General features: G+C 43.6%; 19 protein-coding genes. 6 read left to right on the plus strand and 13 right to left on the minus strand.

What is annotated here, in order from left to right:
• From GVN16_RS06535 to GVN16_RS06545, 3 genes are all read right to left on the minus strand, one after another.
• The gene (locus GVN16_RS06535) at positions 1–2,319 is read right to left on the minus strand and encodes a BamA/TamA family outer membrane protein (protein ID WP_166563043.1); all 2,319 of its coding nucleotides are present in this window, start codon (positions 2,317–2,319) and stop codon (positions 1–3) included.
• On the minus strand, positions 2,316–7,169 hold the full coding sequence (locus tag GVN16_RS06540; protein ID WP_166563044.1) for a translocation/assembly module TamB domain-containing protein: 4,854 nt from the start codon (positions 7,167–7,169) through the stop codon (positions 2,316–2,318). The genes GVN16_RS06535 and GVN16_RS06540 overlap by 4 nt, the downstream gene beginning before the upstream one ends.
• Positions 7,170–7,286: 117 nt before the next feature.
• On the minus strand, positions 7,287–8,018 hold the full coding sequence (locus tag GVN16_RS06545) for a hypothetical protein (RefSeq protein ID WP_166563045.1): 732 nt from the start codon (positions 8,016–8,018) through the stop codon (positions 7,287–7,289).
• Between the two features lie 330 nt (positions 8,019–8,348).
• Between GVN16_RS06545 and GVN16_RS06550 the strand changes: the two genes are divergently transcribed.
• Complete coding sequence (locus GVN16_RS06550) at positions 8,349–8,885, plus strand: hypothetical protein (protein WP_166563046.1); 537 nt, start codon at positions 8,349–8,351, stop codon at positions 8,883–8,885.
• 37 nt (positions 8,886–8,922) lie between these two features.
• On the opposite strand, the gene pruA is transcribed toward GVN16_RS06550, so the two are convergent.
• From pruA to GVN16_RS06570, 4 genes are all read right to left on the minus strand, one after another.
• Complete coding sequence (pruA, locus tag GVN16_RS06555) at positions 8,923–10,548, minus strand: L-glutamate gamma-semialdehyde dehydrogenase (RefSeq protein ID WP_166563047.1); 1,626 nt, start codon at positions 10,546–10,548, stop codon at positions 8,923–8,925.
• 117 nt (positions 10,549–10,665) lie between these two features.
• Complete coding sequence (locus tag GVN16_RS06560; protein ID WP_166563048.1) at positions 10,666–11,058, minus strand: thiol-disulfide oxidoreductase DCC family protein; 393 nt, start codon at positions 11,056–11,058, stop codon at positions 10,666–10,668.
• A 90-nt stretch (positions 11,059–11,148) separates the two neighbouring features.
• The gene (locus GVN16_RS06565) at positions 11,149–11,583 is read right to left on the minus strand and encodes a hypothetical protein (protein ID WP_166563049.1); all 435 of its coding nucleotides are present in this window, start codon (positions 11,581–11,583) and stop codon (positions 11,149–11,151) included.
• A 118-nt stretch (positions 11,584–11,701) separates the two neighbouring features.
• Positions 11,702–13,975 (minus strand): TonB-dependent receptor, encoded by a 2,274-nt coding sequence (locus tag GVN16_RS06570; RefSeq protein WP_166563050.1) that lies wholly within the window; start codon positions 13,973–13,975, stop codon positions 11,702–11,704.
• Positions 13,976–14,244: 269 nt separating this feature from the next.
• Here GVN16_RS06570 and GVN16_RS06575 point away from each other — a divergent pair, with 269 nt between their 5' ends.
• Positions 14,245–15,264: a GTP-binding protein gene (locus tag GVN16_RS06575; RefSeq protein ID WP_166563051.1), complete on the plus strand. Its 1,020-nt coding sequence runs from the start codon at positions 14,245–14,247 to the stop codon at positions 15,262–15,264.
• Positions 15,265–15,271: 7 nt separating this feature from the next.
• Positions 15,272–15,526 (plus strand): membrane protein insertion efficiency factor YidD, encoded by a 255-nt coding sequence (gene yidD / locus GVN16_RS06580; RefSeq protein WP_166563052.1) that lies wholly within the window; start codon positions 15,272–15,274, stop codon positions 15,524–15,526.
• Between the two features lie 5 nt (positions 15,527–15,531).
• Here the strand turns inward: yidD and GVN16_RS06585 are convergent, their stop codons facing one another.
• Positions 15,532–16,689: an FAD-dependent oxidoreductase gene (locus GVN16_RS06585; protein ID WP_166563053.1), complete on the minus strand. Its 1,158-nt coding sequence runs from the start codon at positions 16,687–16,689 to the stop codon at positions 15,532–15,534.
• A gap of 156 nt (positions 16,690–16,845) precedes the next feature.
• Between GVN16_RS06585 and GVN16_RS06590 the strand changes: the two genes are divergently transcribed.
• The gene (locus tag GVN16_RS06590; protein ID WP_166563054.1) at positions 16,846–17,322 is read left to right on the plus strand and encodes a Rid family hydrolase; all 477 of its coding nucleotides are present in this window, start codon (positions 16,846–16,848) and stop codon (positions 17,320–17,322) included.
• Between the two features lie 40 nt (positions 17,323–17,362).
• Here the strand turns inward: GVN16_RS06590 and hemA are convergent, their stop codons facing one another.
• A complete protein-coding gene (hemA, locus tag GVN16_RS06595) occupies positions 17,363–18,628 on the minus strand; it encodes a glutamyl-tRNA reductase (RefSeq protein WP_166563055.1) in 1,266 nt (421 codons plus the stop codon).
• A gap of 177 nt (positions 18,629–18,805) precedes the next feature.
• Between hemA and GVN16_RS06600 the strand changes: the two genes are divergently transcribed.
• Both GVN16_RS06600 and GVN16_RS06605 read left to right on the plus strand, forming a co-directional pair.
• Positions 18,806–20,002: a HAMP domain-containing sensor histidine kinase gene (locus GVN16_RS06600; RefSeq protein WP_310587416.1), complete on the plus strand. Its 1,197-nt coding sequence runs from the start codon at positions 18,806–18,808 to the stop codon at positions 20,000–20,002.
• Positions 20,003–20,024: 22 nt separating this feature from the next.
• Complete coding sequence (locus tag GVN16_RS06605) at positions 20,025–21,017, plus strand: FAD:protein FMN transferase (protein ID WP_166563056.1); 993 nt, start codon at positions 20,025–20,027, stop codon at positions 21,015–21,017.
• Position 21,018: 1 nt separating this feature from the next.
• On the opposite strand, the gene GVN16_RS06610 is transcribed toward GVN16_RS06605, so the two are convergent.
• The 4 genes from GVN16_RS06610 to GVN16_RS06625 all read right to left on the minus strand — a co-directional run bounded on the left by GVN16_RS06610 (position 21,019) and on the right by GVN16_RS06625 (position 24,390).
• Positions 21,019–21,366, minus strand: a complete 348-nt coding sequence (locus tag GVN16_RS06610) for a VOC family protein (RefSeq protein WP_166563057.1) — start codon at positions 21,364–21,366, stop codon at positions 21,019–21,021.
• A gap of 95 nt (positions 21,367–21,461) precedes the next feature.
• Positions 21,462–22,478, minus strand: a complete 1,017-nt coding sequence (locus tag GVN16_RS06615) for a hemin-degrading factor (protein ID WP_166563058.1) — start codon at positions 22,476–22,478, stop codon at positions 21,462–21,464.
• Complete coding sequence (locus tag GVN16_RS06620) at positions 22,454–23,308, minus strand: heme ABC transporter ATP-binding protein (protein ID WP_166563059.1); 855 nt, start codon at positions 23,306–23,308, stop codon at positions 22,454–22,456. The genes GVN16_RS06615 and GVN16_RS06620 overlap by 25 nt, the downstream gene beginning before the upstream one ends.
• Positions 23,308–24,390, minus strand: coding sequence for an iron ABC transporter permease (locus GVN16_RS06625; protein WP_166563060.1), 1,083 nt, complete (start codon positions 24,388–24,390; stop codon positions 23,308–23,310). The genes GVN16_RS06620 and GVN16_RS06625 overlap by 1 nt, the downstream gene beginning before the upstream one ends.

A 24,390-nucleotide genomic window follows, 5' to 3' on the forward strand; every position in this document is an offset into this window, starting at 1 on the left:
TCAGAAAGGAAGGCCTACGGCGATGTTGAGTACCAGGTTTTCTTTTCTCCAGTCTTTGCTTTTCAGGCTGAACTCATCCAATACCCAGCGTTGACCCGCCTCTCTCCACGGCTTGGTTACCGGCGTAGCCAGGTCAAGTCTGAAGACCACAAAAGTAAAATCTATCCTTAGCCCTATCCCAGTCCCTACTGCCATTTCTTTGTAGAAGTTCTTGGAGAATAGTGATCCGGGACCATACAGGTTCTCATCCTTCGCCATCCAGACATTACCCGCATCAATAAAGAAAGCTGTCCCGAAGAGACTGTTTAACTTATATCTCAATTCTGTGTTCAGCTCAATCTTGATATCCCCGGTGTTGTTTCCGATGTATTGCAATGCCGCATCATCGGTTTGCTCATAGGTGCCCGGTCCCACTCCCCTTGCCCTGAAGGCCCTGATAGAGTTATTGCCCCCCACATAAAACTGACTTACCGTCGGCAACTGATACGAGTTACCATAAGGCAAACCCACACCCAGTATCACACGATTGGCAATTTTCAGATTCGGGGAAATATCATACCGGTATCTGAAATCATTTTCAAGACGGGCAAACTGAGAAAACCTCTCCCCAAGGAAAAATCCTTTTTCTTTTCCAGCCCCTTTAAATTTATCCAGCAAACCTGCAATATTACCTGCCAGGTCGATACGACCGCTGTAAAATACAGAATGCCGGCTACCGGCTTTTTGTGCAGGAGAATAAGTAATTGAGTAAGAACCGCTCGGTATAAACTGGTTTTCTAGGATATACAGTAATCTAGGATCAGCAAATATCTGGTCAATAAAAGCCGTGCTGATGTTGGTGGCCTTCACAAAAGTGAGATTAAGAGGGTACAGGGTGTGTTCTGTGGTCTCATTCCTTCTCCATGCGTATCCCACTGACCCACGATAAGAGTTCAGGTTATAAAGCCCCTTTTTGATAAAATTCTCGTAACTGAAATTAATAAGTGTTTTGGGCAGCACGCGGCTGTTTTCAGGATCAATTTTTATAAAAGGAAAAATAAACCTCGGAATCGCCAGGCTGCTCTCCACAGCCAGCCTGTAGTTGTCGCGGTATTCATTATCCTTATTACCTCCCACCTGGAGCTCAAGCCCCCCGTTAACAGCAATCCTGAATATCTCAGCCCCTTTAAAAGCGTTGATGTTCTGCCAGTTTAAACTCAGTTGTGACCCTGCCAGACCACTGGACCTCGAAATACCGTTGAGCTCAGCCCTCAGGGTCATTTTCTTTTGAGGCTGTAAATAGTAATAGACGTTCAGAAAGGTGGAATCGAGACGATTGACCACGTCAAAGCGGGTTTTCACAAACCGGAAGTTATTCAGTCCGACCAACCTTCTCGTTGAAATACTCTCCAGCTCACTGTTATAAAAACTACCTGGCCTGAATCCTATGGCGTCTGAAAATATTCTTTCTTTATATTTTTTGGCCGGATCTGTGAGGATAAGTCCCCTGAAGAGATCCGCATTCTCATCTACCTTTTCATTCATGTCTGTCCCGGAATTGACATCGGTATAAACAAAAATATCGTTGATCTGGTATTGCTTTTTCGCAATCTCCGGAACGGTTTCCCTGAGTTCAAAATAAAGATTGATCTTGTGGTTATTGTCCGTAGAGTCAGCCTTCAGGGCTACGTAGTCAGGTCTGAAATAATAATATCCGTTATTTCTCATCGACAAACTGACGTTATCGATTTCCTGCTTGATGATATCAAAATCAAACTGGGCATTGGAATCCAGGAGGCTTTTGGCTTCTGTAGCCAGGAAGTCCTTTTCAAATGTAGTGGCACCGGCTACGTAATTGATGGTATCCAGCAGGTAAGGTTTTGTTAACCCGATATCATAGATCGCGGTCGCCAGGTGTTTTTTGACTTTAAGACTGCCATTGATTCTGGATTTAAAATATCCCTTCGAATCCAGATATGCCCTCAGCGTAACGATATTTTTATCCAACATCGTTTGGGTAATAAAAACCGGTTTTTCTCCGAATCTTTTCCTGAACTTATTCTTTAGTCCTTTTTCGGATTTTGGTTCGCCAAACAGGTAATACCCGGCTACTTTAATAGGAAATCCCAAAACCCTGGTATTCGGCTTCGGACGAAGCAATGCCTCAAGATCGGTTTGCACAGTAGAAGGGATTTTCCGGGAGGAACTGTCGGCATTCACGACATTTACTTTAGCACCATTATACAGTTTCTCGCTTGCCGGAATATGCTTGCCGATGTTACAACCCGCTAAAAAACAGGCAAAAAACAGGAAATAAGCTATGTTGATTTTTCTGGTCATTTTTTCCTTTTCATCAGTTCTTTCCAGGTCTCATAATCAATGGCCACTACAAAACCAAGACCTGTTTCTACCACCGAGCCTTCTATCACCATCTGGTTAAGGTTTTTTCTGAAAACTTTAAACCGGTAACGGCCATCCCTGGTGATATTGTAACTTACCATGATGTTATCAAAAATCTCTTCTGATTTCTTATTTGAGTTTTCCAGTTCAAAGTTTCTTCCCACAGACACAGAGAGTCGGTCATTCGCAAAACTCTTACTTAATCCCAGGTTCAGGTTCGTATTTCTTTCATTGCTTAAAGAGTTAAAATCCGATTGCAGACCAAGATCAATGTCCACACCTTTGATAATATTGGAGGCAAACTGGTCCAGTTGTCCGGAGATTACTTTACTTAAGCTTTTCCTCGCTATATCTTCAGAATTGATAGATCCGGAAGATCCGTCGAAAGAAGCAATGTTGGACAGCTCGTTGCTGAACCGCTTGGTGAGCATCAGGAATATGGCCTGCTTTTTTATTTCTTCTTTATTCTTTTCATACCCTGTTCCATCACTTTCAGCTTCTCCCCGGTCATTCAATATGGTAAAGCCCAGCTCATCTTTTAGTCTCTGAACATTCAGACCATTGTTCTCTGCCACACTCTTTTCAATGGCCAGTTTAAACTCAGGAGTCTTCAGATTGCTCATCTCTCCTCCCAAAACCAGGTAAATATTAAACGGAATATTCTGTTTTAATTCCTTCAGCTCTGTATACAACTCAGTGGGATAATCGCTCAGCGGCCTCTCAAAAGGAAGGGCGGCGGTAATGTCAAGAATGGCATCAGTAGGCTTACCGTTAAAGGTTATGCTGCTCCCTTTCAATATGCGGAACGTCTTCTTCAGGTAAATATATGTCAGTTCATAGGTACCTTCTGTGATGTCGTAGCGGCCTACCATGAACAGGTCGCCCTGCTTGTCGATTCCGGTCGTCAACAAGGCTTTTCCTTTGACTGTAATATAGTCGCCGTTCAGTTCATCCAGGATAATGGTCAGTTCAGACTTATCATCCACCTCAACATTCAGACTGATCGGCCTCGAAAATGTGGTGGGTTTCTTTTTTGTTTTATCCGCAGTCGCCTTTTCGGCCAGCTTGGCCTTGTCTTTCATATTGACGAAAGTGATCACGTTTTCCATCTCGCCCGCCACCCCGGTGTCATCAGGCAGAAGCATACTCAAACGCGTTCTTTCATCTACTTTCACATTGCCGTCCACCGAGAAATTGGCATTCTCTCCCTTGATTTTAAGATCGGCATTGATATATCCCTTTCCGTAGAAATAGTCATTATCAGCCCGCACTGCGTCTACGATCAGGAACTTATCTGCTTTGACTCTCAGGTCATATGAAAAATCCGGAAGCTTGTCAATCTTCACCAATCCGTTGGCGGTCATTTTCTGATCCAGTGAATCCGTCACCACGAAGTTATTCAGGGCAATGGTTTTATTTTCTATTTTCAGGGTCTGCTTGTCTATTCCCAGCCTCGCCCCTATCTGCGAAACCCTGGCTTTAAACTTGTCAAAAGTAATGCTTCCGAGTACTTCGGGCTTTTCCGCAGAGCCTTTTAATCCCAGGCTTCCTCTTATATTCCCCTGGGTATTGGTGATGCTCCCGAAACTGAACGCTTCTATCGTTTTGGCACTCAGATTTTTGATGTCCAGAGCGAGGTCAAACGGCGATTTTGAATTCAGGGCATAAACACCTTCCAGGTACACATCATTGCCTTCGCCGGTCAGTTCAGCTTTTACGTCAATATTGTTTTCTCCCTTATTTTCTGCATTTGCCGTAAGGTTCCCTAACATGATCTGCGTAAAAGCCAGGTCTTTGACGCTGAAGTCGCCTTCAAACGCCAGTTTCCCTTCCATATAGTTCCTCAGCTCCAGGTCCGAATTGAGTTTTCCTGAAACAAAGGTGGAATCCTGGAAAACAGCAGTGCCCAAAAGCTTAAGATCGATGTTTTCAGTTAATATTTTTAATGGTGAATTCAGCTCTTTGCTGGTGCTGTTCACACTCAGGTGCTGGTCTTTTGATTTAAAGTCAATGGATTCAACGTAGATACCCTGTGGAGAATATTCCACAAATCCATCGGAATCCACTTCCCAAGGGATATAATTCAGGATGGTCCCGGAAGGGGCAAAAGCAATTTTTACCTTCTTATTCTCACTTCTCAGGTTTCCTGCCACACCGTGAATATCTTTATTAAGCGAGTCTTTAACCGTAAATCTGAAATTAGCCACATTGTCTTCTACCTCACCGCCCAATTGTGCCTTCCTGATCCTGAAAGATGAATTCTGCACTTCTGCAATGGTGGTATTGTATGTCAGTCTATTTCCATCTCCCGACATCCTCAGTTCTGCATTCGTGACTTTTGTGGAATCATACATCAGCGACGGCACCTGCAACCTGGCGAGAAACGGCCTCTGCCTTCGGCTGTTCAGTGAAGCACGCATCGATATATCACTAAAGCCCTGAACAGCTGGCACAAAGGCGGTCATGACCGGGTCATACTTGATTACCGCTTCCATCCTGAAAGTGTAATCCTGGTTGGTCATGGTGGCTTTATAATCCGGAAGTTCAAAATATTTGTGTATCTCGTTAAGCACCAGGTTATAGACCTGGTCATAATCAAACTTCCCGGATACTTTAATGTCTGCAAAATTAGAAAGGATGGTCGCCCGCTGCACCGTATCCTGGTTAACGGTATTAATGGCCAGGCGGGTAATCGGGTATTTCACCTTGTCTTTCGTGATCAGAAGATTCTGTCCTTTGATATCAGCCACAGGTTTTTTCGGATTCAGGTCTTTGATGTCCAGGTCCACTCCGCCCTGAACCTGTATGTCCTCCTTACTGAGTTTCAGGGCTTTAAAATTCAGGTTTTTCACATCGGCGTTGCCTTTCAGCAAAACAATATCCTGGGAGAAATCCATTTTACCATTCCAGGAGAAATCAGCATTAGGGTCCTGAAGACGGAGTTTGGAATCAAATTTCTGGTTTTCAAGACTGCCGTCAATCTCCAGATTCTTGTAATTATATCCTAAAATATTGGCTTCCGTTACACTTCCTTTGATCTTGGCAACAGCCGTTTCAGGGTCAAAACCAGTTCCTTCTGCGTCGAGGTTAAGGCTGACCTTGCCCAGACTGTCGTTTTTGATGATTCGGCCCACATCCATCTGGTTCAGCTGAATATTCCCGGCATATGACTGCCCTTTATCTGCCGTTATGTTTTTCAGATTGGCTTTTAATGAAGCCAGTCCATAATCTGAAGTCATGTTCAGATCGGTATTGAAGGCATCCAGCTTACCTTTAAGGGTGCCGGAGAATTTAAACTTTTGTGGCAAACTTATGCTGTTCGGCACGGTCTCTTTCGGCAAAACAGACACGATGGTTTTCGTTTTGCCGGACAATTCTCTCAGGTTTAAATCAAATTCAAGATTTTTTGGATCCGTCGCTTTTTTCAGTATTCCACTCAGACTCACCTTTGTCTCATCCATACCCGTAACCAGCAAATCTTTGATCTGAAGTGCATCTACCTTGCCTTTTGTATCTCCGCTGAGGGTAAATGATTCATTCTTAATCTTTGCAAAATATGGATTCTTCTCCAGCTCAGGCATAAAATACAGCACGTCTTTCAGTCCCAGTCTCGACCTCTCCAGGTGTATATCTGTTTCAATTTGTCCCGGGTTTTTGGAAAGTTCTTCCAGTGATGAGAATTTAAGATTAATCTCCTCTGCCAACACCGAATTACCTGATTGTATGTAGAATTTCTTAAGTGATATATTTTTCGGATCATAGAGCAGGTCCGCCTTGAAGTTTTTCAGCTCAAAACCACTTTGCTCCACCGCAGCAATCTTACCGATCTCGGCCTCCGTTTTTTCAGGGGAATAACTGACCGAAGGGATAATGATATTAACATTATTAAACAACAGATTCCCAAAATCCATCCCTTTCGGAACCCTTTTCGCAGCCAGGTCAGCATAAGACACAGAAGAAGCTTTCATCAGGAGGTCTTCAATATCAAATTGCTGTTTTTTCAGATCAAATGTATTGGTTTCAAATTCAAGTGAGGCCACATTCCCTTTCGAGGCGATTCCCGGCTCTCCGAATTTAATATTCCAGACCAGGTTTTTGGTGTCTACATCTGCGAGTTTCAGATCCAGCGTGCTCCCGGTTTTTGTGGTGTCTGATGTAATGTTCCCGATGTCGGCGAAAGCGTTTAAACCATCAATTTTAATGGTTTTTAAATGATATACAGATTTATCGAAATCAAGTTGATTAAACCCGGTGGAAGCCTTTTTCAAAATCACATCCGCCTTCATTTTACCTGGTTCATCCAGGTACTTCACCCTGATATTCTCAAGGTCAACGGCTGATAATTCGAAGGTAAGTGTGCTTTTGGCAGTATCGGTTTTTACCGCTGTTTCTTTCGAAGCAAAGGCGTCAACGATAAACTGGTAATTGAAGTCTTTCTGATTCCCTTTTTTATAGATGTTGGCATAAGTGTTCTTCAGGTCAATGGCATTTATTTTAACATCGCCATCTATCAGGGCCCACATGTCGAGGTCTATATTCAGTTTTTTGGCATATAAAAGGGTATCTCCCTGCTGGTCCTCCACATAAAAGTCTTCCAGCCCGATCCAGTCGGGTATTCCGTACGTTATTTTACCTTTGACAGGCGTCTTTATCTTTTTCTGAAGAAATGAAAATACCCTGTGGCTCAGGTATCCCTGGCCCTGAGGGGTCTTAAAAAACAAAAAAAGCCCACCGAAAAGCAGCACTAATCCTATACATAAGAATAGAACCCACCGGAGGACTTTTTTCATAAATTATTGAACAGTTTAGTGCTATAATGAAACGTTATATTTCAAATCCGGCAAAAAATATACCATACGGCCGGATTTTGAAATATAATGTTATCTGCTTACAAAAATAGGTCAAACTTACTTGATAAACAACGCCGCCGGAATTTCTGAGTTAAAGACCCATTCTGTCGTCAGATTGGTCTTTTTCTTATCCTTGCTGTTTACAAATATAGATACCGAAGGATACTTAATTCCCTTTTTAGAAGTAGAATAAGTTATATGGTCAATGGTATTGGTTACGCCGTTGTCTGTAGACACTTCCCTGTTTAATAAACCGGTCTCTTTATCAAAATAATATTCCAGTTTAAGGGTGTTTTTTACCAGGTTGATCTGATCTGTTTTTTTACCTTCAATGACTTTTTCTCCCACATAATTGGCTGTAAATCCTTTTTCACCGTAATTTACAAAAGGAAGCAAACCGGTTTTGATCTCGTCAGCCAGGTCAGCAGCTTCTTTATCACTCAGGTCTTTGGTAGTATAAGTCACCGCTTTGTCACGGCTTCCCATAGGTATTTTCAACCAACCCTCTTTTCCATCCACCACATAAAAGAAATCACGCTGAAGAATGGTTTTCTTTCTTGATAATTGTTTGTTTTTAACACTTACGTTGACCTCTTCGTCAAAGTCCGTGGCGGCATTGGCCTTATAAGAATGTTTTACGACATAGCTGTCAATTCCCTCCCATTTATCAAGTCCTCCTGTTGCTTCAAGATATTTCGCGATAATGGTGTCAACCGTCTGTGCCTGTGCAAAAGTTGTCATCGCCAGAAAGGCTATGATGATGGTGCAATAATTTTTCAGATTTTTCATGTGATCTATTTTATTTTGTATTACAAATAAACGCTAAATCCTGACCGGACAACACTTTATTTTGATTTTTAACGAATCATTAACTTAAGCTATTGCCCCCACATTGCCTTAAAAGCAACATTCCGGGCTAAAAAAAGGGCTAAAATCAATATTTCATTTTCTGTCCGGCCCGATTACATTGTTAAGACTAAAAAAATCATTCCATGGTTTAAGTTTTTGGCCGGAATATTTCAAAGCTTCACATTAAATACCATTTACACTCCAATAATCCATTATTTTTTTTAAATTTCGTTGCCTTTTACTTTTAACCAAAACCTAATTCTTAAAACTATGAAAAAAATTGCGGTCGGCTCTCTTGTCGGGGGCATCATCATCTTTTTCTGGCAGTTCCTCTCATGGGCTCTTCTTGACCTCCATCGTCCTATGCAGGAGCATACGCCAAAACAAACGGAGATTCTTGACTACCTGGGTCAGAACCTCGAAGAAGGCTTCTACTATCTTCCTACCTTACCCAAAGGAGCAGCACATGAAGAGTACGAAACCCTCATGAAATCATCAGAAGGCAAGCCCTGGGCACAGATCTATTATCACAAAAGCCTGAATACAGCGATGGGCATGAACATGGTACGCGGACTTCTTGCCGATATCATCGCGGTGGCCCTGCTCTGCTGGGTTTTGTTAAAAATGGGCAATCCCAGTTTTCAGACTATTGTTATCAGTTCAGTCGGTGTGGGCCTGATTTCATTTCTGACGGCAGTTTATACTATTCATATCTGGTATGAAATCAAAGTCTTCCAGGACCTTGTAGATGCGATATTGCAATGGGGAGTAACCGGGCTCTGGCTCGGCTGGTGGCTGAGAAAATAAAAAATAAAGGGCTTCTCAAACGGGAAGCCCTTTATTTTTATCCAAGAAACGGATATCTGTAATCCGTTGGTGAAACAAAAGTCTCTTTGATGGTCCGGGCATTGACCCATCTCAGCAAATTCAGTTTCGAACCTGCTTTATCGTTGGTTCCGGAAGCCCTGGCTCCGCCAAAAGGCTGCTGGCCTACCACCGCTCCGGTTGGTTTATCGTTGATATAGAAATTTCCTGCTGCGTCAACCAGTTTCCTGGTAGCCAGTTCAACGGCATACCTGTCCTGTGCAAAAATAGCCCCGGTTAAGGCATACGGTGACGTCGTATTGACTACTTCGATGATTTCCTCAAATTCATTTTCTTCATACACATAAATCGTCAGTACAGGCCCGAATATTTCCTCGCACATGGTTCTGTATTTCGGATCTTCCACCTGTAAAACTGTCGGCTCGATAAAGTAACCTTTGCTTTTATCAAAATTACCTCCGGCCACTACCGTTACACCTTCACTTTGTTTGGCCTCTGTGATAAATGCGGAAATCTTATCAAATGCCTTTTCATCGATAACCGCATTGACAAAATTAGAAAAGTCTTCAGTCGGCCCCATTTTGATACTTTTAAGGTCTTCAACGATATAGCCCTTTACCTCCTCCCAAAGATTGGAAGGTACATATGCCCGCGAAGCCGCAGAACATTTCTGTCCCTGGTATTCAAATGCCCCCCTTACCAGACCGGTGGCCAAAGCCTTTGCATTCGCAGACCTGTGGGCCAGCACAAAGTCTTTACCGCCTGTCTCCCCGACGATTCTCGGGTAAGCTTTATATTTACTGATGTTCTCCCCGATGGTTTTCCAGATGGTCTGGAACACGGCCGTGCTACCTGTGAAGTGGATTCCGGCAAAATCAGGATGTTTAAAAATTACATCGCCGGCTACTGGGCCATCAACATAAATCAAATTAATGACACCATCAGGTAAACCTGCCTCACGGAAAACTTCCATGATCACATGAGCTGAATAAATCTGGGTATAAGCAGGTTTCCATACTACTACATTCCCCATCAAAGCGGCACTGGCCGGAAGGTTACCGGCAATGGCCGTAAAATTAAAAGGCGTCAGGGCAAACACGAATCCTTCCAGCGGACGATACTCCAACCTGTTCCACATCCCCTTGGACGACTCAGGTTGTTCAGAATATATTTCCTGTAAAAAAGCAACGTTGAATCTTAAAAAATCTATCAGCTCACAAGCGGCATCAATTTCCGCCTGATAAGCATTTTTCGACTGCCCCAGCATCGTAGCGGCATTGATCTTGGCACGGTAAGGACCAGCCAGCAGATCTGCCGCTTTTAAAAACACGCTGGCTCTGTGTTCCCACGGCATAGAAGCCCAGTCACCTCTGGCTTCCAAGGCAGCCTCAATGGCAGCCTCCACGTGTGTTGAATTTCCTTCAAACGCATAACCCAGGGTGTGTTGATGGTCATGAGGCGGAGCAAGCCTGATTTTGGTATCTGTGTGAACGATCTGGTCCCCGATGTACATAGGAATTTCTACCTGCTGAGCCCTTGCTTTTGCTAAAGCTTCCTGTAAAGATTCTCTTTCGGGTGTGCCGGGGGCGTATGACAAGACCGTTTCATTGATGGGTTCCGGTGTATTAAAAAAAGCATTATGCATGACTAAGAAGTAGTTTATTGATTGATGATGCAAGTTCAAAAAAAAGGATCAATTTCGCAACTCCGTGCCCTTTAGGCACGGAGCCCCCATTGTAACCGCGTGCCTCGAGGTACGGCCCTACAAAAATCGCCCGAGCAATTCTTTGCTCGGCAACATGCACGAATCCTGGCGTCCGAAAAGCCTGTACCTGTTGCGGGCAACCAGCTCGTATATAAAATCTCTGAAAAAACGGGGTAAAATCTTAAAAACAGTGAGCCACTTGTATCCGGGCAACCGGCGGGCAATTCCGAGAACGGCATCCGATTTCTGGAACACCTGTCCGTTCAGTAATAAAATGACTGAATAAAATTCGTCTGAGGGCAAATGGTGGGCTTTCAGGGTAGCCTGGCCGAATTCAGACTGAAGCGAAGAAAATCTGAAAACTTTCTGATGGTCGCGTTCGATGATAAATCCCACAAAACCGTTGCAGAGATTACACACACCGTCAAATAAAATGACAGAATTTTCCATATTGATGATAAACCATGATCTTTAAAAATAACAAACGGGATGAAAATTACATTCCATTTTCATCCCGTAAATGTCATAAAGATACGCTCATCAGAATAGTTTTTCCCAGGGCATTCTGCTCAGGATGAGGATCAGAGCCAGACCAAAGAAAATCATGGTTACTTTGAATCTCTTCCCGTTTCCGATGGCTTTTTTAGATTTTGCATTGCCGATAGTAGCCAGAACCACTGCAATGATATTCGTAGTAGGGTGTTCTATCACTGCTTTACGCAATACTGCATTTTTCATGGTCAGAGCCATGTCTGCAAAAGCAGTTTCAGCCAGAGGCGAAACAATAAGTAGAATAACACCCAACAAAAACATCGTGTGGGTGGAGATCAACGCAAAGACATTAATCTTGCGGTGAAAGTCTTCAAACACTTTGCCCGAATTAGACCCTATAATTCCATTGATCGTTGCAAAGGCAAGAAAAAATACCGCCGCAAACGCAATGTAATGATGTAATGAAAGGATAACGTTGTACATAATAATAGAATTAAACTGGTAATGATATCCAAATCTAAGGGTTTAATTCCAAATTACACAGACTAAGGGCTACTACGGTGCTTTTCAAGGCCCAAAAACCCTCATATTTAAACTCATTCTATTTTAGACTGTATCTCAGACCCAGAAATCCCCTGATGCCTTGCTGCGAAGCGTACACGTATGAAGGATCAAATGTGAGGCGATACGGGTTGTCAACGGTGGCCATGACCTGACCCTGTGCATCAAATTTCACGTTTTTGTCAAAGGGGTCATTGGCCCTGGCGATCAGGAAAGGGATATTGTTGGCAGGAGAAAAATTAAGCAGGTTTTTCACCCCCCCGTAAATCTCCAGGCCTGTTTTGAATTTCTTGGTCAGCTGAATATTCTGCACCGACCAGGTCGGCGAATATTCCGGACGCGGATCATCCTCACTCAGCAACGGAAGCAACATAGGCCCGGAAAGGTTTCCGGTATAATCCAGACTCAGACCGGTGCGTGGAATATCATAAGAAACCGTCCAGGTTCCTGTAATTCTCTCCGTCAGCAACTGCCTTGACTTCACCCCGTTTTCTACCTTTGAGACATCCATTAATGTAGCCCCGGTGAGGATTTTCAATCCTGAGTCAAACATAAAGTCAAGGTTAAGACTTATTCCTTTCGAAACGGCGTATCCGTTCAGGTTGCTGTAAATGATCTTATTCGGGTCAGAAGTATAGTCGGGCAATATCTGGTTGGTAAAATGGGTATAAAAAGCCGTGGCATCAATGCCGATGAAACCTTTGTTCAAAATCAGTTTCCTGACATAATTCAGGTTGGCGTTCCAGCTTTGTTCGGGCTTTAAAGATTCTGTGATCTCAACTTTTCTAGAGCCCGTCAGGGCAGCATGGTCTTCCGTAAACAAATTGACCACCCTGTATCCCCTGCCTATATTGAGCCTCACCACATCCAGGTTTTGATCGGAAGCGAGTTTGTAGGAAAATCTTGGCGTAAATATGCTTCCATGTACCGAATTGTAATCGTATCGCAATCCTGTCAGAATTTTGTGATGACGGTTGATTTCCCATTCGTCCTGGACGAACATACCCGGCAAGGCAATTTTATCCGGCTTGTTCTTCAACCCGTCATCTTCTGCGGTAGCGGGAGTATTGTCATCATACAGCGTAAATCTGAAAGGTGTACCTGCCAGGATGCTGTGTTTACCGAAAGTCTTGTCATAAATAAACTGACCGAAGGCCACCTGTTGATGGGCCATGTAAGGCGTGGTTCCGTAGTACGAATTCTGGTCGTGGTAATTATAGGAATACTGAAACACCACCTTGTCTTTAACCGGCAACTGGTAAGACCCGATCAGTTCAAAACGCTTGGTATAAATACTTTCTCCGTACAGATCATCTTTCCCCCTGTTTTTGGTAGTCCAGCTCATCTCCCCGCCCCAGCGGTCTTCATAGAACAACCGGGCGGCAATACTCGCCTGACGCCCCAGGTTTCTTTTAAAATTCCATTTATTGAATAAAGATATCCTTTTCTGGATGGTCAGGTCCGTAAATCCGTCCCCGTTTTTATCTGTAGGTGTGTTGAAACCATAGTAATTTATCCCGGCTAAAGCACTTGCTCCTGAAGTGTTAAATCTTATGCCGATATCCGCACTCAGCTCTTTCCAGGAAGTTGAAAACACATCAGCAGAAACCAAGGGTGCTTTTTCAGGATTTTTGGTGATAATATTGATCAGCCCGCCTACTGCTTCTGACCCATAAAGGGTTGATGCCGGACCTTTCACCACTTCCACCCTTTCAATAAGGCTGTTAGGGATACCCGAAAGACCGTAAACGGTAGACAGGGAGGATACAATGGGCATTCCATCAATCAGGACCATGGTGTAAGGCCCTTCCAGTCCGTTGATGTGGATATCACCGGTGCTGCAGATGTTACAATTGAGCTGGGGCCTTACGCCATTCACATTTTGCAAAGCATCGAAAATACTCGGCGTAGGGTTTTTCATCAGGAATTTGGGCGTGAGGATGTCCACCGGAACAGGGCTATCCAGCTTACTCATTTCTTTCATCGTGCCCGTCACTACCACCTCTTCGATCATCAGGGCATCATTTTCCATTTCGAAATCCAGGGTCTGACTGGCAGACACCGAAATTTTTTGCCTGTTGGTTTTCATAGATACCGTCGAAACCTGTAGTGTATAATTGCCCCTGGGAATACCCGTAATTTTATATGCCCCTTCCAGGTCGGCGGTGACACCTCTCTTTAATTCTACAACAAAAACTGTAGCCCCGATCATCGCTTCTTTGGTGTCTTTCTGAAGTACCTTCCCCGAAATCTCAAATTGTGCCAAGGCAGGCACTCCAACTAACACACTGATAAAGAATATAAAGTATTTCATTTTAGCATTTTCTTAAATAATTTTTAGATTAATCTAAATTTAATTCAAATGTAATCTAAAATTTTGAGTTATCAATACATATATCACATTAAATTATTTTTAAGTACGCCTAAAACTTATTTTAAGATCAATCAAAACATGAAGATACAAATAAATTTATTAAATGCAACAATGTTGCATTTAATAAATTATAATTACTGGTTATTTCCCGTTTCAGGATTTATTTTGCAGAATATGTGTTTCTATTAAAGAATTGTATTCAGAAAACTATGTCAAGACCAGTTACGATACTTACCGGATTTTTAGGTGCCGGAAAAACAACTTTCCTTAATGCCGCCATGTCGGCCAGAAAAAAGACCCGTTTCGCCATTATTGAGAACGAGTTCGGAGAAGAGGGCATTGACGGCGAATTAGTGATCAAAGCCGAAGATGACATCATTGAAATGAACAATGGCTGCCTTTGCTGTACCCTGAACGACAATCTTTTTGATATCCTTAACGAGCTTCATGAACGCGAAGAAAGCTTTGATGAACTGATCATCGAAACCACCGGCATCGCCGATCCGGCAGGAGTTGCGTCTCCTTTTTACACATATCCTGAAATCAAAGAGGCCTTCCCGGTAAAAAGAGTGATTTGCCTGGTAGATGCTCAACTGATAGAAGACCAGCTGGATGAAACGGAAGAAGCCATCAAACAGATTGCCTTCAGCGACATCATCCTCATCAACAAAACGGATATGGTTTCGCCGGACTACGTCCTGAAACTTGAATCAATACTTAAAACACTCAATCCTTTCGCCAAAATCCTGACGGGTTCTCAGCAAGATCTTCCTGTCAACCGGATATTTGATATGGAAAGAGACGGAGACTTTAAATCAGGCAAGCAGAAAACATGTAGCCACGGACACCATCATGACGATTGTGACCTGCCTCATGACGAAGAGCATGTGCACCACCATGACCATCATCAGCACGGTGATATTGTTTCCCTGAGTTTCAGATTCAGTGAGGCGTTTGATGACAAAGAATTGCATTACAGACTCATGGCCTTTCTTGTTTTCCAGGCCAAAGGTGTTTACAGGATAAAAGGGATTATCAATGCGAAAGGTGTAAATCACAGGCTGATCGTCCAGTCTGTCGGGCAAAGTCTTTCTATCAGCGGCGGGGCTCCGTGGAAAGAAGAGGAGGAAAGGACCAGCCGGATTGTCTTTATCGGTAAATTACTTAAACCTGAGGGCTTTGAAGAATTGCTGAGAAGCTGCCTGGCCAAAGAGGAAACCGAGGCCTGAATATCAAATGGCACAGATCAATAAAATATTCTCATTTCTGCTGATCGGGCTGGTTAGGCTCTATCAATACGGTATTTCCCCCTACCTGCCGAATGCCTGCCGCTACACCCCTACCTGCTCTCAATACATGATTGACAGCATCAAAGAATGGGGTGTGATCAAAGGAGGCTGGATGGGTCTGAAAAGGATAGGCCGCTGCCACCCCTGGGGAGGACACGGCTATGACCCTGTACCGAAAAAAGAATGCTGCGACAAGCATTAAGTACATTATCCTTTCATATCTTCCATTACTTTCTGCAGTATGCTCACTACTTTTTCTGTCTGTTCTTTACTCGGGGTTGTATCCCAGTTACCCACAATACCATTACTGCCCAGGTAAATGCCGTCTTTTCTTGAGACAAAGTTGGCTCCCTTAGTAGAAAGCTTGTACTGCACATCCGATTGAGGGATGAGACATGACAGCTGACCGGACACCGGCGTCAGTTCTTCGTCGTTAAATACAGGCTTGGCTCCCAGACCCATGCAGTTGACCACAACTCTTTCGGGCAAAGCGTCAATGTCTTCCAGTTTTTTGATTTCGTGAATCTTCACTTTGCCACCAAACATCACGAAGTCATTAAGATGATGACGGAGATATGTCGGGATGTTGAAAATCATATTGGACCTCCGGCTGACATACTCCGCTTTGAAAGGATGTTCTTTAGAAGATAACCGCACGCTGCCGGGAATCAACCCGTCCAGGTGATACACCTCTCCACCGTTATTACTTCTGGGCACCGATTTAGGGTCTTCGTTATAAACCCCGTACTCCTCCACCCAGGCGGCGATGTCGTTCATACCCAGCAGGAACTGAAATCTTCTGAAGGAAAAACGGGTGGCAGCTTCCCATTGAGCCTGGAACTCCGGTTTAGCGACTTTCGGATCACATACCCTTGAAGCCGGCGACCATGTTCCTGTAGCCAGGTTGGAAGTAATGTTAGGCGGTACGTCTTTGGTATAAATCGTGACCTCACAGCCACGTTCCTGCAGCAGGATGGCCGTTGCAATACCCACTGTGCCACATCCCAGCAGGGCTACTTTCTTTTCTTTAGTGGCTAATACCATTTCCCTGGCCATATTTCCGGTGCCCCACGACAAAGACCAGCCACTGCCGCCATGTCCGTAGTTGTGAACGATGGTTTTGCTTCCCAGTTGTTCTGTTTCGATCCTGGGGCCGGACGGCCGAAAGGGTCTAAGCCCCACCGTTTCCTTCACAATCCTGTCCATAGAGAGCCGGAGCTTTGGAATCTGGTGATAGCCTTTGTTGATGTGAAAGTTTTTATCTGCGTAGGTGCCGGGCGATTGGTTAACACAGGAGCCGGCCAAACCGGTACTCAAAGCCAGGCTGCCCAAACCGGCTTTTTGAAAAAAATCTCTGCGGTTCATAATTTTCTTTGGTCTAAGATGATTGTCATTCAAGCTAATGAAGAAAACCCTTGTTTCCAAATATTCTATTGACTAAGTTTATATCAGTAAAATTATATTTTTAAAATACAAATTTTATATCATTTATTATTAATATTATACAAAATAGCCAAAGAAATGAAAAAACTAACCTTTATTGTTTTCCTGTTTTCTGCCGTGAATTGCCTCGGGCAGGCCGTTGAGTTTTATGGTTCTCCCACTTCTATTATTTCTTCAGGGGCAGTGATTCCTGAAGGTAAGAAAATGTTGTGGACAAGCGGCATTGTAGCGGGGGTAGCAGACAGTTCGGCCGCTGTGGGAACAATGGCGAGATTCGGGGATACCAAAACACAAGCCCTGAATATTCTGAACAATCTGCAAAAAACGCTTAAAACAAAGGGGCTGACTTTTAAGGATGTCCTGATGCTGAGGGTTTATGTGGCTCCGGACATGATTACCGGAAAACATGATTACAAAGGCTGGAACGAAGCTTACCTTCAATTCTTCGGGACGAAAGAAAACCCGGTTAAGCCGATAAGATCGACGATCGGAATTGCAGGGCTGGTGGCGACGGATAAATTTATTGAAATTGAATTGGTGGCGGTTTACCCATAAACAAGAAAGGCGACCGCTGGTCGCCTTTCTTGTTTTCCCCTCAATGGGTCACTGTATCTTTTTCGAGATTAAAGAGGTCGTTCAAAACATCTATCAAAGTTTCGGCTTCTCCTCTTTTACACGCTGCTTTCAATTGAAGCACCGGAAGCTTGATGATTTTCTGCATCATGCTGCTTGTAATTTTATCTATCTTCTGAATTTCTTCTTCGTTCAATGACTTGACATGTCTTGAAAGCTCCTCTTTCCTGATTACTTCCAAAGCATTTTTCAATTTCTGAATGGTCGGCGAAACGATCATTTCCTTAGACCAGTCTTCCAGTTCAGCTACCAACTCCGCCACAATCGCTTTAACAGCAGGAATAGCCGCTTTTCTTTTTTCTACCGCCTGATTGGCTCTTTTCTGAATTTCATCCAGATCATACACCACCACTCCTGAAAGTTCCTCCACATCTGTCTGGATGCTTCTCGGCACCGACAAGTCAAGTAAATAAGTAATCGACTTGCGTTTTCTGGCACTCAGGTTCTGAATAGTGATCACCGGATTGTCAGATCTTACTGAAGAAATAACAATGTCAAAGTCAGATAGTTTATCTTCAAAGTCAGAAAAATTCAAAACTTCAAATCCGAATTCACCTGCCAGTTTTTCAGCTTTGCTCAGGGTTCTGTTCGAAATCGTAATGTTGTTATAACCTTTGCTGGCCAATGTCCTGCAAACATCTTCCCCGATTTCTCCAAGACCTAAAACCAGGATTTTAGGAGAATTGATCAACGGAAGAAATCCTTCCATCAGCTCAACTGCCGCGTAAGAAGTAGAAGCCGCTCCGTCTCTGAAACCTGTCTCCTGTACTATTCTCTTATTGGCAAAAAATATGGTGTGCATTACCCTGTGCAAAAACGGTCCGGCCATCTGCATATCAGCAGACCACTGGTAAGCATGTTTGATCTGGTTCGGAATCTGAAGGTCGCCGATCACCTGCGAGTGAAGACCCAATGATACTTCAAACAAATAATTGATCGCAGCAAGCTCTTCACCGATGACATCAAAATAAGACAATACTTCTTTGGCAGGAATGCCCTTGTGAGCAGCCAGCAAACTAATGATCTTACCCGGTTCGGTTTCCTCAGACTTATAATATATTTCCGTACGGTTGCACGTAGACAACACTAAAGCTTCCGAAATATCAAAAACGTCTTTTAGTTTAAGATAAAATGATTTGGTTTCTTCTTCGTTTAAAGCTATCAGCTCTCTGATCGCCAACGGAGCATTCACATGTGATATTGACAGTACCCTAAAACTACCTTCCATTTCCCGCTTTTAAAAATTTATGCAAAAATACACCCATAGAGCTATATATTTGTTATGACATTTGACAGTTTTTTTGAATTTAGAAAGCTTCTAAATAGAAAATCAAATCTTATAAATTATACGTATTTCCCTATATATTAATCAGTTACACTTCTATTGATTGAAATCTGAACGAAAATGATGAATAAAAACAAAGTTTTCTTTAATATCTATGAACAGCTGTCCATTAACCGCATCATTCTCATTGCAGTATTAATGCTTTTTGGGGCCGGTGTATTGTATTATTTTAAACAATTAGGAGAAGCCCTTGAAGAAAGAGAAGAGAAATATGCGACCCTTTATGCGGAAAGTATCCGTTTCATTATTGAAGAAGGGATCAACAGCACCTGCGATTATACCTTCGTCCAGGAAGTACTGGATGCCAATGAAACCGTCCCTACGATTCTTGTGATTGCCGGGCAACCGAGTTCCCATAAAAACATTCCGGAACTGGATGACTCTACCCGTAAATGGAGATCCGGAGAAAAAGAAAAATTTCTTTACCTGACCATCGCGGCCATGTCCGAAGAACACGCCCCGATCCAGTTCGGTACGGGCGACCAGACGGGATATGTATATTACAGCAACTCCATCATTGTGAAGCAGCTGCGGTATTTTCCGTACCTGTTGCTCGGTACATTCCTGATTTTTGGCTCACTGGCCCTTATTGCCTATTCTTCTTCGAGAAAAGCTGAGCAAAACCGGGTTTGGGTCGGACTTGCCAAGGAAACTGCCCACCAGCTGGGCACGCCGATCTCCGGCCTGATGGCCTGGGTGGAAGTGCTGAGGGCCAATCCGGACTTCGACCAAAGTGTGGGAGATGAAATGGACAAAGATATAGAACGCCTGGAAACGATCACGACAAGGTTCTCCAACATAGGATCTGTGCCTGCCATGAAGGATGAAAACCTGGCAGAACTCGTAGAGCAGACAACAGGTTATCTTAAAAGACGGATTTCGACCAAAGTGAACTGGGAATTTGTCAATAACCTTAATCAGCCCTATTATAAAAAAATCAACCGGCACCTTATTGAATGGGTAGTGGAAAACCTATGCAAAAATGCGGTCGACGCCATGGCAGGAAAAGGAAACCTGAAAATAGAGATCAATCCAACCTCACGTGGACAAATTACTATCGATGTTTCCGACACGGGGAAAGGGATCAGCAAAATGAATCAGAGAAAAATATTCAAAGCCGGATTCACGACCAAAAACAGGGGTTGGGGACTGGGCCTCACCCTCGCCAAAAGGATCATTGAAACCTATCATGACGGCCAGTTATTTGTCAAGGAAAGCACATTGGGAAAAGGCACCAAATTCCGTATCATCATCTGAAAAAGCATCTATTCAAAAACCAATGAGACATTTTTTTATTCTTTGTTTGCTAATTTCTTTTCAGGCCTTTTCACAAAAAGAACCGGTTTTCAAAAGCCTCCAGGGCACAGCACAGGGCACTACTTTCAGCATTACTTACGGCGATATTGAAAGAAGAGATTTCACCGCTGAAATCGACAGTTTATTCAAGTTTATTGACAGGTCCATGTCGCTTTGGGATAAAAATTCACTGATTACAAAAATCAATGAAAATCGCCCTTATAACACCCTAGACCCACATTTTATCAGGGTTTTTGACCGTGGGATGGAAATTTCAAAACTGAGTGGAGGGTACTTTGACATCACAGTAGGCCCGCTGGTGAAAGCCTGGGGATTCGGTGCAAAAAAAGGCCTGCCGCATCCGGACAAAGCACAGATTGACAGTCTGAAAAACTTTGTCGGCTATCAAAAAATCAAAAGAAAGGATCAGAAGATCATCAAGGCAAAACCTGAAATGCAGATTGATTTCAATGCCATTGCCCAGGGATATACCGTGGATGTGATGGCTGAGTTTATGAATTCAAAAAATATCAAAAACTACCTGGTTGAGATAGGAGGCGAAGTAAGAGCACAGGGCACCAACGCTGAGAAAAAAAACTGGAGGGTCGGCATTGAGAAGCCCGAAAAGGCAGAAGACGAAGAAGCCGATATGCAGATCGTGGTGAGCCTGAACGGTCAGTCACTCGGAACCTCAGGAAGCTACCGGAAATTCTTTGTCAGGGACGGCAAAAAGTATTCTCATTCCATCGATCCGTTTACCGGTGAGCCGGTGAGTCATTCAGTATTGAGCATTACCGTACTAACAAAGGACTGCATCTCTGCAGATGCCTTTGCCAAAGCTCTGCTGGTCGTTGGCCTGGATAAGGCCAGGAAAATGGCTCAGAAGCTGAATATTGATTTTTACTCGATTTATGAAGAAAATGGTGTTCTGAAAACCTATGCCACAAAAGGTTTTCAAAAAATAATTTCTGAATAAACTAGCTGATATCTTCTCCGAACTTATATAAAATCCCGTTGGAATCCTGAAGATAAAACTCTTTGATGCCCCAGGGCCTGGTTTCCAGCGACAAAACCACATGCCCGCTGTTTTTATATTTTTCATAAAAACCATCAATATCCCTGACCCTGAGGTAAATACTCGAGGCTTCAGGCAGGTTTTTGTTATCGCAAAGCCAGTAATGCAGCTCTATCCCGTTTATTTTATAAATCAGAAAATCGGGGTATTCGGCCAGGAGCTCTCCGCCGAGAACATCACGGCAGAATGTTTTGGTCGCCGGAAAGTCAATGGCGGGTAATTCTGCAACGATAGAAATTAATTCGGGCATAAATTCTGTTTTTTGTTTACAACGCGTAAAAGCTTGTCTTTTTTACAAAAAAAAAATTGAGACGTAACAACATTACGTCTCAATCTGAATATACATTACAAATTTCCAACAATTTCTCTCCACCCTTCCAGTTCCGGAGCACCTGGCTTCCGTTTTCCGAAGATGAGAGCTATCTGTTGTTTCTTCTCATCAAATAACTCAATGCTGGTTACGATGCCGTCAGCCGTTGGTTTTTTAACCACCCACGCGTTCGCAATATGATCTTCACGAAGATGCAGGTTGAATTTAGGATCCAGTACATTGTACCATGGTCCCATTTCAACCAGTTTATTTACTTCTCCGGTATGGATCTGGATACATCCTCTGCTTGAAACAAATACCATAATGGGCAGTTGGGTGTCAGATGCCTGTTGAAAAGCCTTCTTAACCTGCTCTACAGATATTTTGTAAGCATATCCTTCAGGAGCCAGTCTCAACGATTGCTCTCTGGCTACGTTAAACTTACGAAGCAAAGGGAAGAAATCGTGCGTATCCTGCAAGCCAAGCCATTCGGCTCTGAAGTTTTCAACGTCAATTTCGTTATCAGGAAGTTCTTCCGGAAGTTTAGCCACAGCTTCGGTTACGATTTCAGTGTCCTGGAGTTCGTCTTTAAACTGGTTCACGATTTCATGATAAGCTTCTTCGTTGCTTGATTCCTGCAGGAAAATTTTATGAACCGCCTCGCCGTCTGCTCCGAAAAACTGAAGGCTTTTGTTTTTATCATTTACCGCAAATCCGTATTTCCAGTGCATCATAAACAGACGCAGGTCGATGTCTTCACCCAATACCAGACCTACATGACCGTTGAATGAAACTGCTTTGTATTCTCCTTTACGCTCATGCACGCAACTGTCATTACGGGTCAGGGCCATTACGTAGCCTAATTTCGGCACTTCTTTTAGTAATTCCTTAAAATCGCCGGAAAGCTTGGTGACGGTATCACCAATACTTGTAGCCAGCAATCCTGCTTCTGACGATCCCAGCTGTTGAGCGGCATCCCTTATTCTTACTTTCGGGTTCTCTATTTTGAACTGCTCGTAGCGTTCCTTTAAACTGACAAGTGTTGCTTCCATGAAACTGATGGTTTTGATATTGGTTCTTTACAATGAATTAAAAAAGGACACTCTGCTCCTGCCGGATGCACAAGGTCCATTGATATGTTAAATGCTTCAAGAATATTGACCGGACTCAGTACTTCCAGAGGATGGCCAAATCCGAGGGCAGCACCGTCTTTTAATAAAAGTACTTTGTCTGCATACTGAATGGCCATATTGAGGTCGTGCAAAATAGCCACGACACAAAAACCTCTTTTGGTAAGACTGGCTGTTAATTCCAGCAACTGATGCTGATAATATAAATCAAGACTACTGGTAGGTTCGTCCAGTAACAGATACTTAGGTTTGGAAATGGCTTTTTTGTCATTCACCACCTCATCATGTTCCAGCAACTGGCACATGATTTTAGCAAGATGAACCCTTTGCTGTTCCCCACCTGACAGGGTCATATAAATCCTGTTGACCAGGTGACCTATTCCTGTTTTTTCAATGGCATATTCCACTACTTCGTGGTCCTGTACAGTAGGCCTTCCCTGAAAATGCGGATAACGGCCCATCATGACAAGGTCTGACACATTGAAATTAAAAGACAGGTTATTTTGCTGGGCCAATACAGCCCTTGACTTCGAAAGTTCTTTTGAAGAATAACTCTTTAACGGCTTGTTGTTGAATTTTATAGTCCCCTCACTGGGCTTGTTTTCATTACTGAGTGTTTTCAGAAAAGTAGACTTTCCTGCACCATTTGCCCCGATGATGGCTATAAATTCTCCTGCCCCGGCATCAAAAGAGATCTCCCTGAGAAGGGTCTTCCTGCCAATCTGGTAACCTACGTTTCGAACTTCCAGCATCACAATTCGTTTTTACGGTTTTTAATTAAAAGCCAGATAAAGAACGGGGTCCCTACCATAGCTGTGACAATTCCGATGGGCAATTCAGCGGGAGCCACAATGGTTCTCGACACCAAATCGGCCAGGGTAAGCACAATAGCTCCCAGCAACGCAGAAGCAGGCAACACCAGCCTGTGATCTGCACCGGCAAACAGCCTGATGATATGCGGGATGATCAGACCTACAAATCCTATCGTTCCACACAGGGCCACTGATACTCCCACGCCCAGCGTCGTCAGAATGATCACCTGGTTTTTAAGTCTCTGCGGATTAATGCCCAGGTGTCCTGCCTGGCTTTCGCCCAGGGCAAAAGCATTAAGGGCTTTCCCTAACCCCGGAACCAGAAGAATGGGGATCAGACAAACAGGGCCTGCCACTTTCAGGGCTTCCCAGCTCGCTCCTCCTATACTGCCTAAATTCCAGAATTGTATCGTCCTGATCTGGGCATCATTGGCCATATAAGTCATCAGACCTGTAGTAGCCATTGAAAGGGCGTTAATAGCAATTCCTGCCAGCAGCATCGTCGTGACCACAGCTTTGCCTTCTACTTTCGAGATCTGGAATACCAGCACCGTAGTAATAAGGGCTCCGAGAAATGCCGCAAACGAAAGGCTGTACATTCCCGCCAGCAGGTTAAATTCTTTGATAAAATTGATTTCCAGTACAACCATAAATACGGCAAAGAGGGTTGCACCGGAAGAAATACCAATAAGAGTAGGGTCTGCCAGCGGATTTCTGAAGAGTCCCTGCATAGAAGCCCCGGTAACACCCAGCACAGCCCCTACCAGCATACTCATTAAAACCCTCGGAAGCCTGATAACCATCATGATGGTCTCTTTTTGCTCTTCCACAGCTCCTCTCTCAAAACCTATCTGACTTAGTAAAATATTCCAGACTTCGCTGAAAGAGATTTTTACAGCTCCCACACCGACAGCCCACATGGACACTATCACCAAACCCAAACTCAGCACCGACAAAACCAGTGCTTTCTTTGACCATGTGTAGCCTCTTGTCTGAATATTGCTGATGGTTAATACACTCAT

It is taken from the genome of Emticicia sp. CRIBPO (genome assembly GCF_009905725.1).
Classification (GTDB): domain Bacteria; phylum Bacteroidota; class Bacteroidia; order Cytophagales; family Spirosomataceae; genus Leadbetterella.

Coding starts and splice junctions, on each gene's coding strand:
- GVN16_RS06535 (WP_166563043.1), bottom strand. CDS start 2,319: ATGACCAGAAAAATCAACATAGCTTATTTCCTGTTTTTTGCCTGTTTT.
- GVN16_RS06540 (WP_166563044.1), bottom strand. CDS start 7,169: ATGAAAAAAGTCCTCCGGTGGGTTCTATTCTTATGTATAGGATTAGTG.
- GVN16_RS06545 (WP_166563045.1), bottom strand. CDS start 8,018: ATGAAAAATCTGAAAAATTATTGCACCATCATCATAGCCTTTCTGGCG.
- GVN16_RS06550 (WP_166563046.1), top strand. CDS start 8,349: ATGAAAAAAATTGCGGTCGGCTCTCTTGTCGGGGGCATCATCATCTTT.
- pruA (WP_166563047.1), bottom strand. CDS start 10,548: ATGCATAATGCTTTTTTTAATACACCGGAACCCATCAATGAAACGGTC.
- GVN16_RS06560 (WP_166563048.1), bottom strand. CDS start 11,058: ATGGAAAATTCTGTCATTTTATTTGACGGTGTGTGTAATCTCTGCAAC.
- GVN16_RS06565 (WP_166563049.1), bottom strand. CDS start 11,583: ATGTACAACGTTATCCTTTCATTACATCATTACATTGCGTTTGCGGCG.
- GVN16_RS06570 (WP_166563050.1), bottom strand. CDS start 13,975: ATGAAATACTTTATATTCTTTATCAGTGTGTTAGTTGGAGTGCCTGCC.
- GVN16_RS06575 (WP_166563051.1), top strand. CDS start 14,245: ATGTCAAGACCAGTTACGATACTTACCGGATTTTTAGGTGCCGGAAAA.
- yidD (WP_166563052.1), top strand. CDS start 15,272: ATGGCACAGATCAATAAAATATTCTCATTTCTGCTGATCGGGCTGGTT.
- GVN16_RS06585 (WP_166563053.1), bottom strand. CDS start 16,689: ATGAACCGCAGAGATTTTTTTCAAAAAGCCGGTTTGGGCAGCCTGGCT.
- GVN16_RS06590 (WP_166563054.1), top strand. CDS start 16,846: ATGAAAAAACTAACCTTTATTGTTTTCCTGTTTTCTGCCGTGAATTGC.
- hemA (WP_166563055.1), bottom strand. CDS start 18,628: ATGGAAGGTAGTTTTAGGGTACTGTCAATATCACATGTGAATGCTCCG.
- GVN16_RS06600 (WP_310587416.1), top strand. CDS start 18,806: ATGATGAATAAAAACAAAGTTTTCTTTAATATCTATGAACAGCTGTCC.
- GVN16_RS06605 (WP_166563056.1), top strand. CDS start 20,025: ATGAGACATTTTTTTATTCTTTGTTTGCTAATTTCTTTTCAGGCCTTT.
- GVN16_RS06610 (WP_166563057.1), bottom strand. CDS start 21,366: ATGCCCGAATTAATTTCTATCGTTGCAGAATTACCCGCCATTGACTTT.
- GVN16_RS06615 (WP_166563058.1), bottom strand. CDS start 22,478: ATGGAAGCAACACTTGTCAGTTTAAAGGAACGCTACGAGCAGTTCAAA.
- GVN16_RS06620 (WP_166563059.1), bottom strand. CDS start 23,308: ATGCTGGAAGTTCGAAACGTAGGTTACCAGATTGGCAGGAAGACCCTT.
- GVN16_RS06625 (WP_166563060.1), bottom strand. CDS start 24,390: ATGAGTGTATTAACCATCAGCAATATTCAGACAAGAGGCTACACATGG.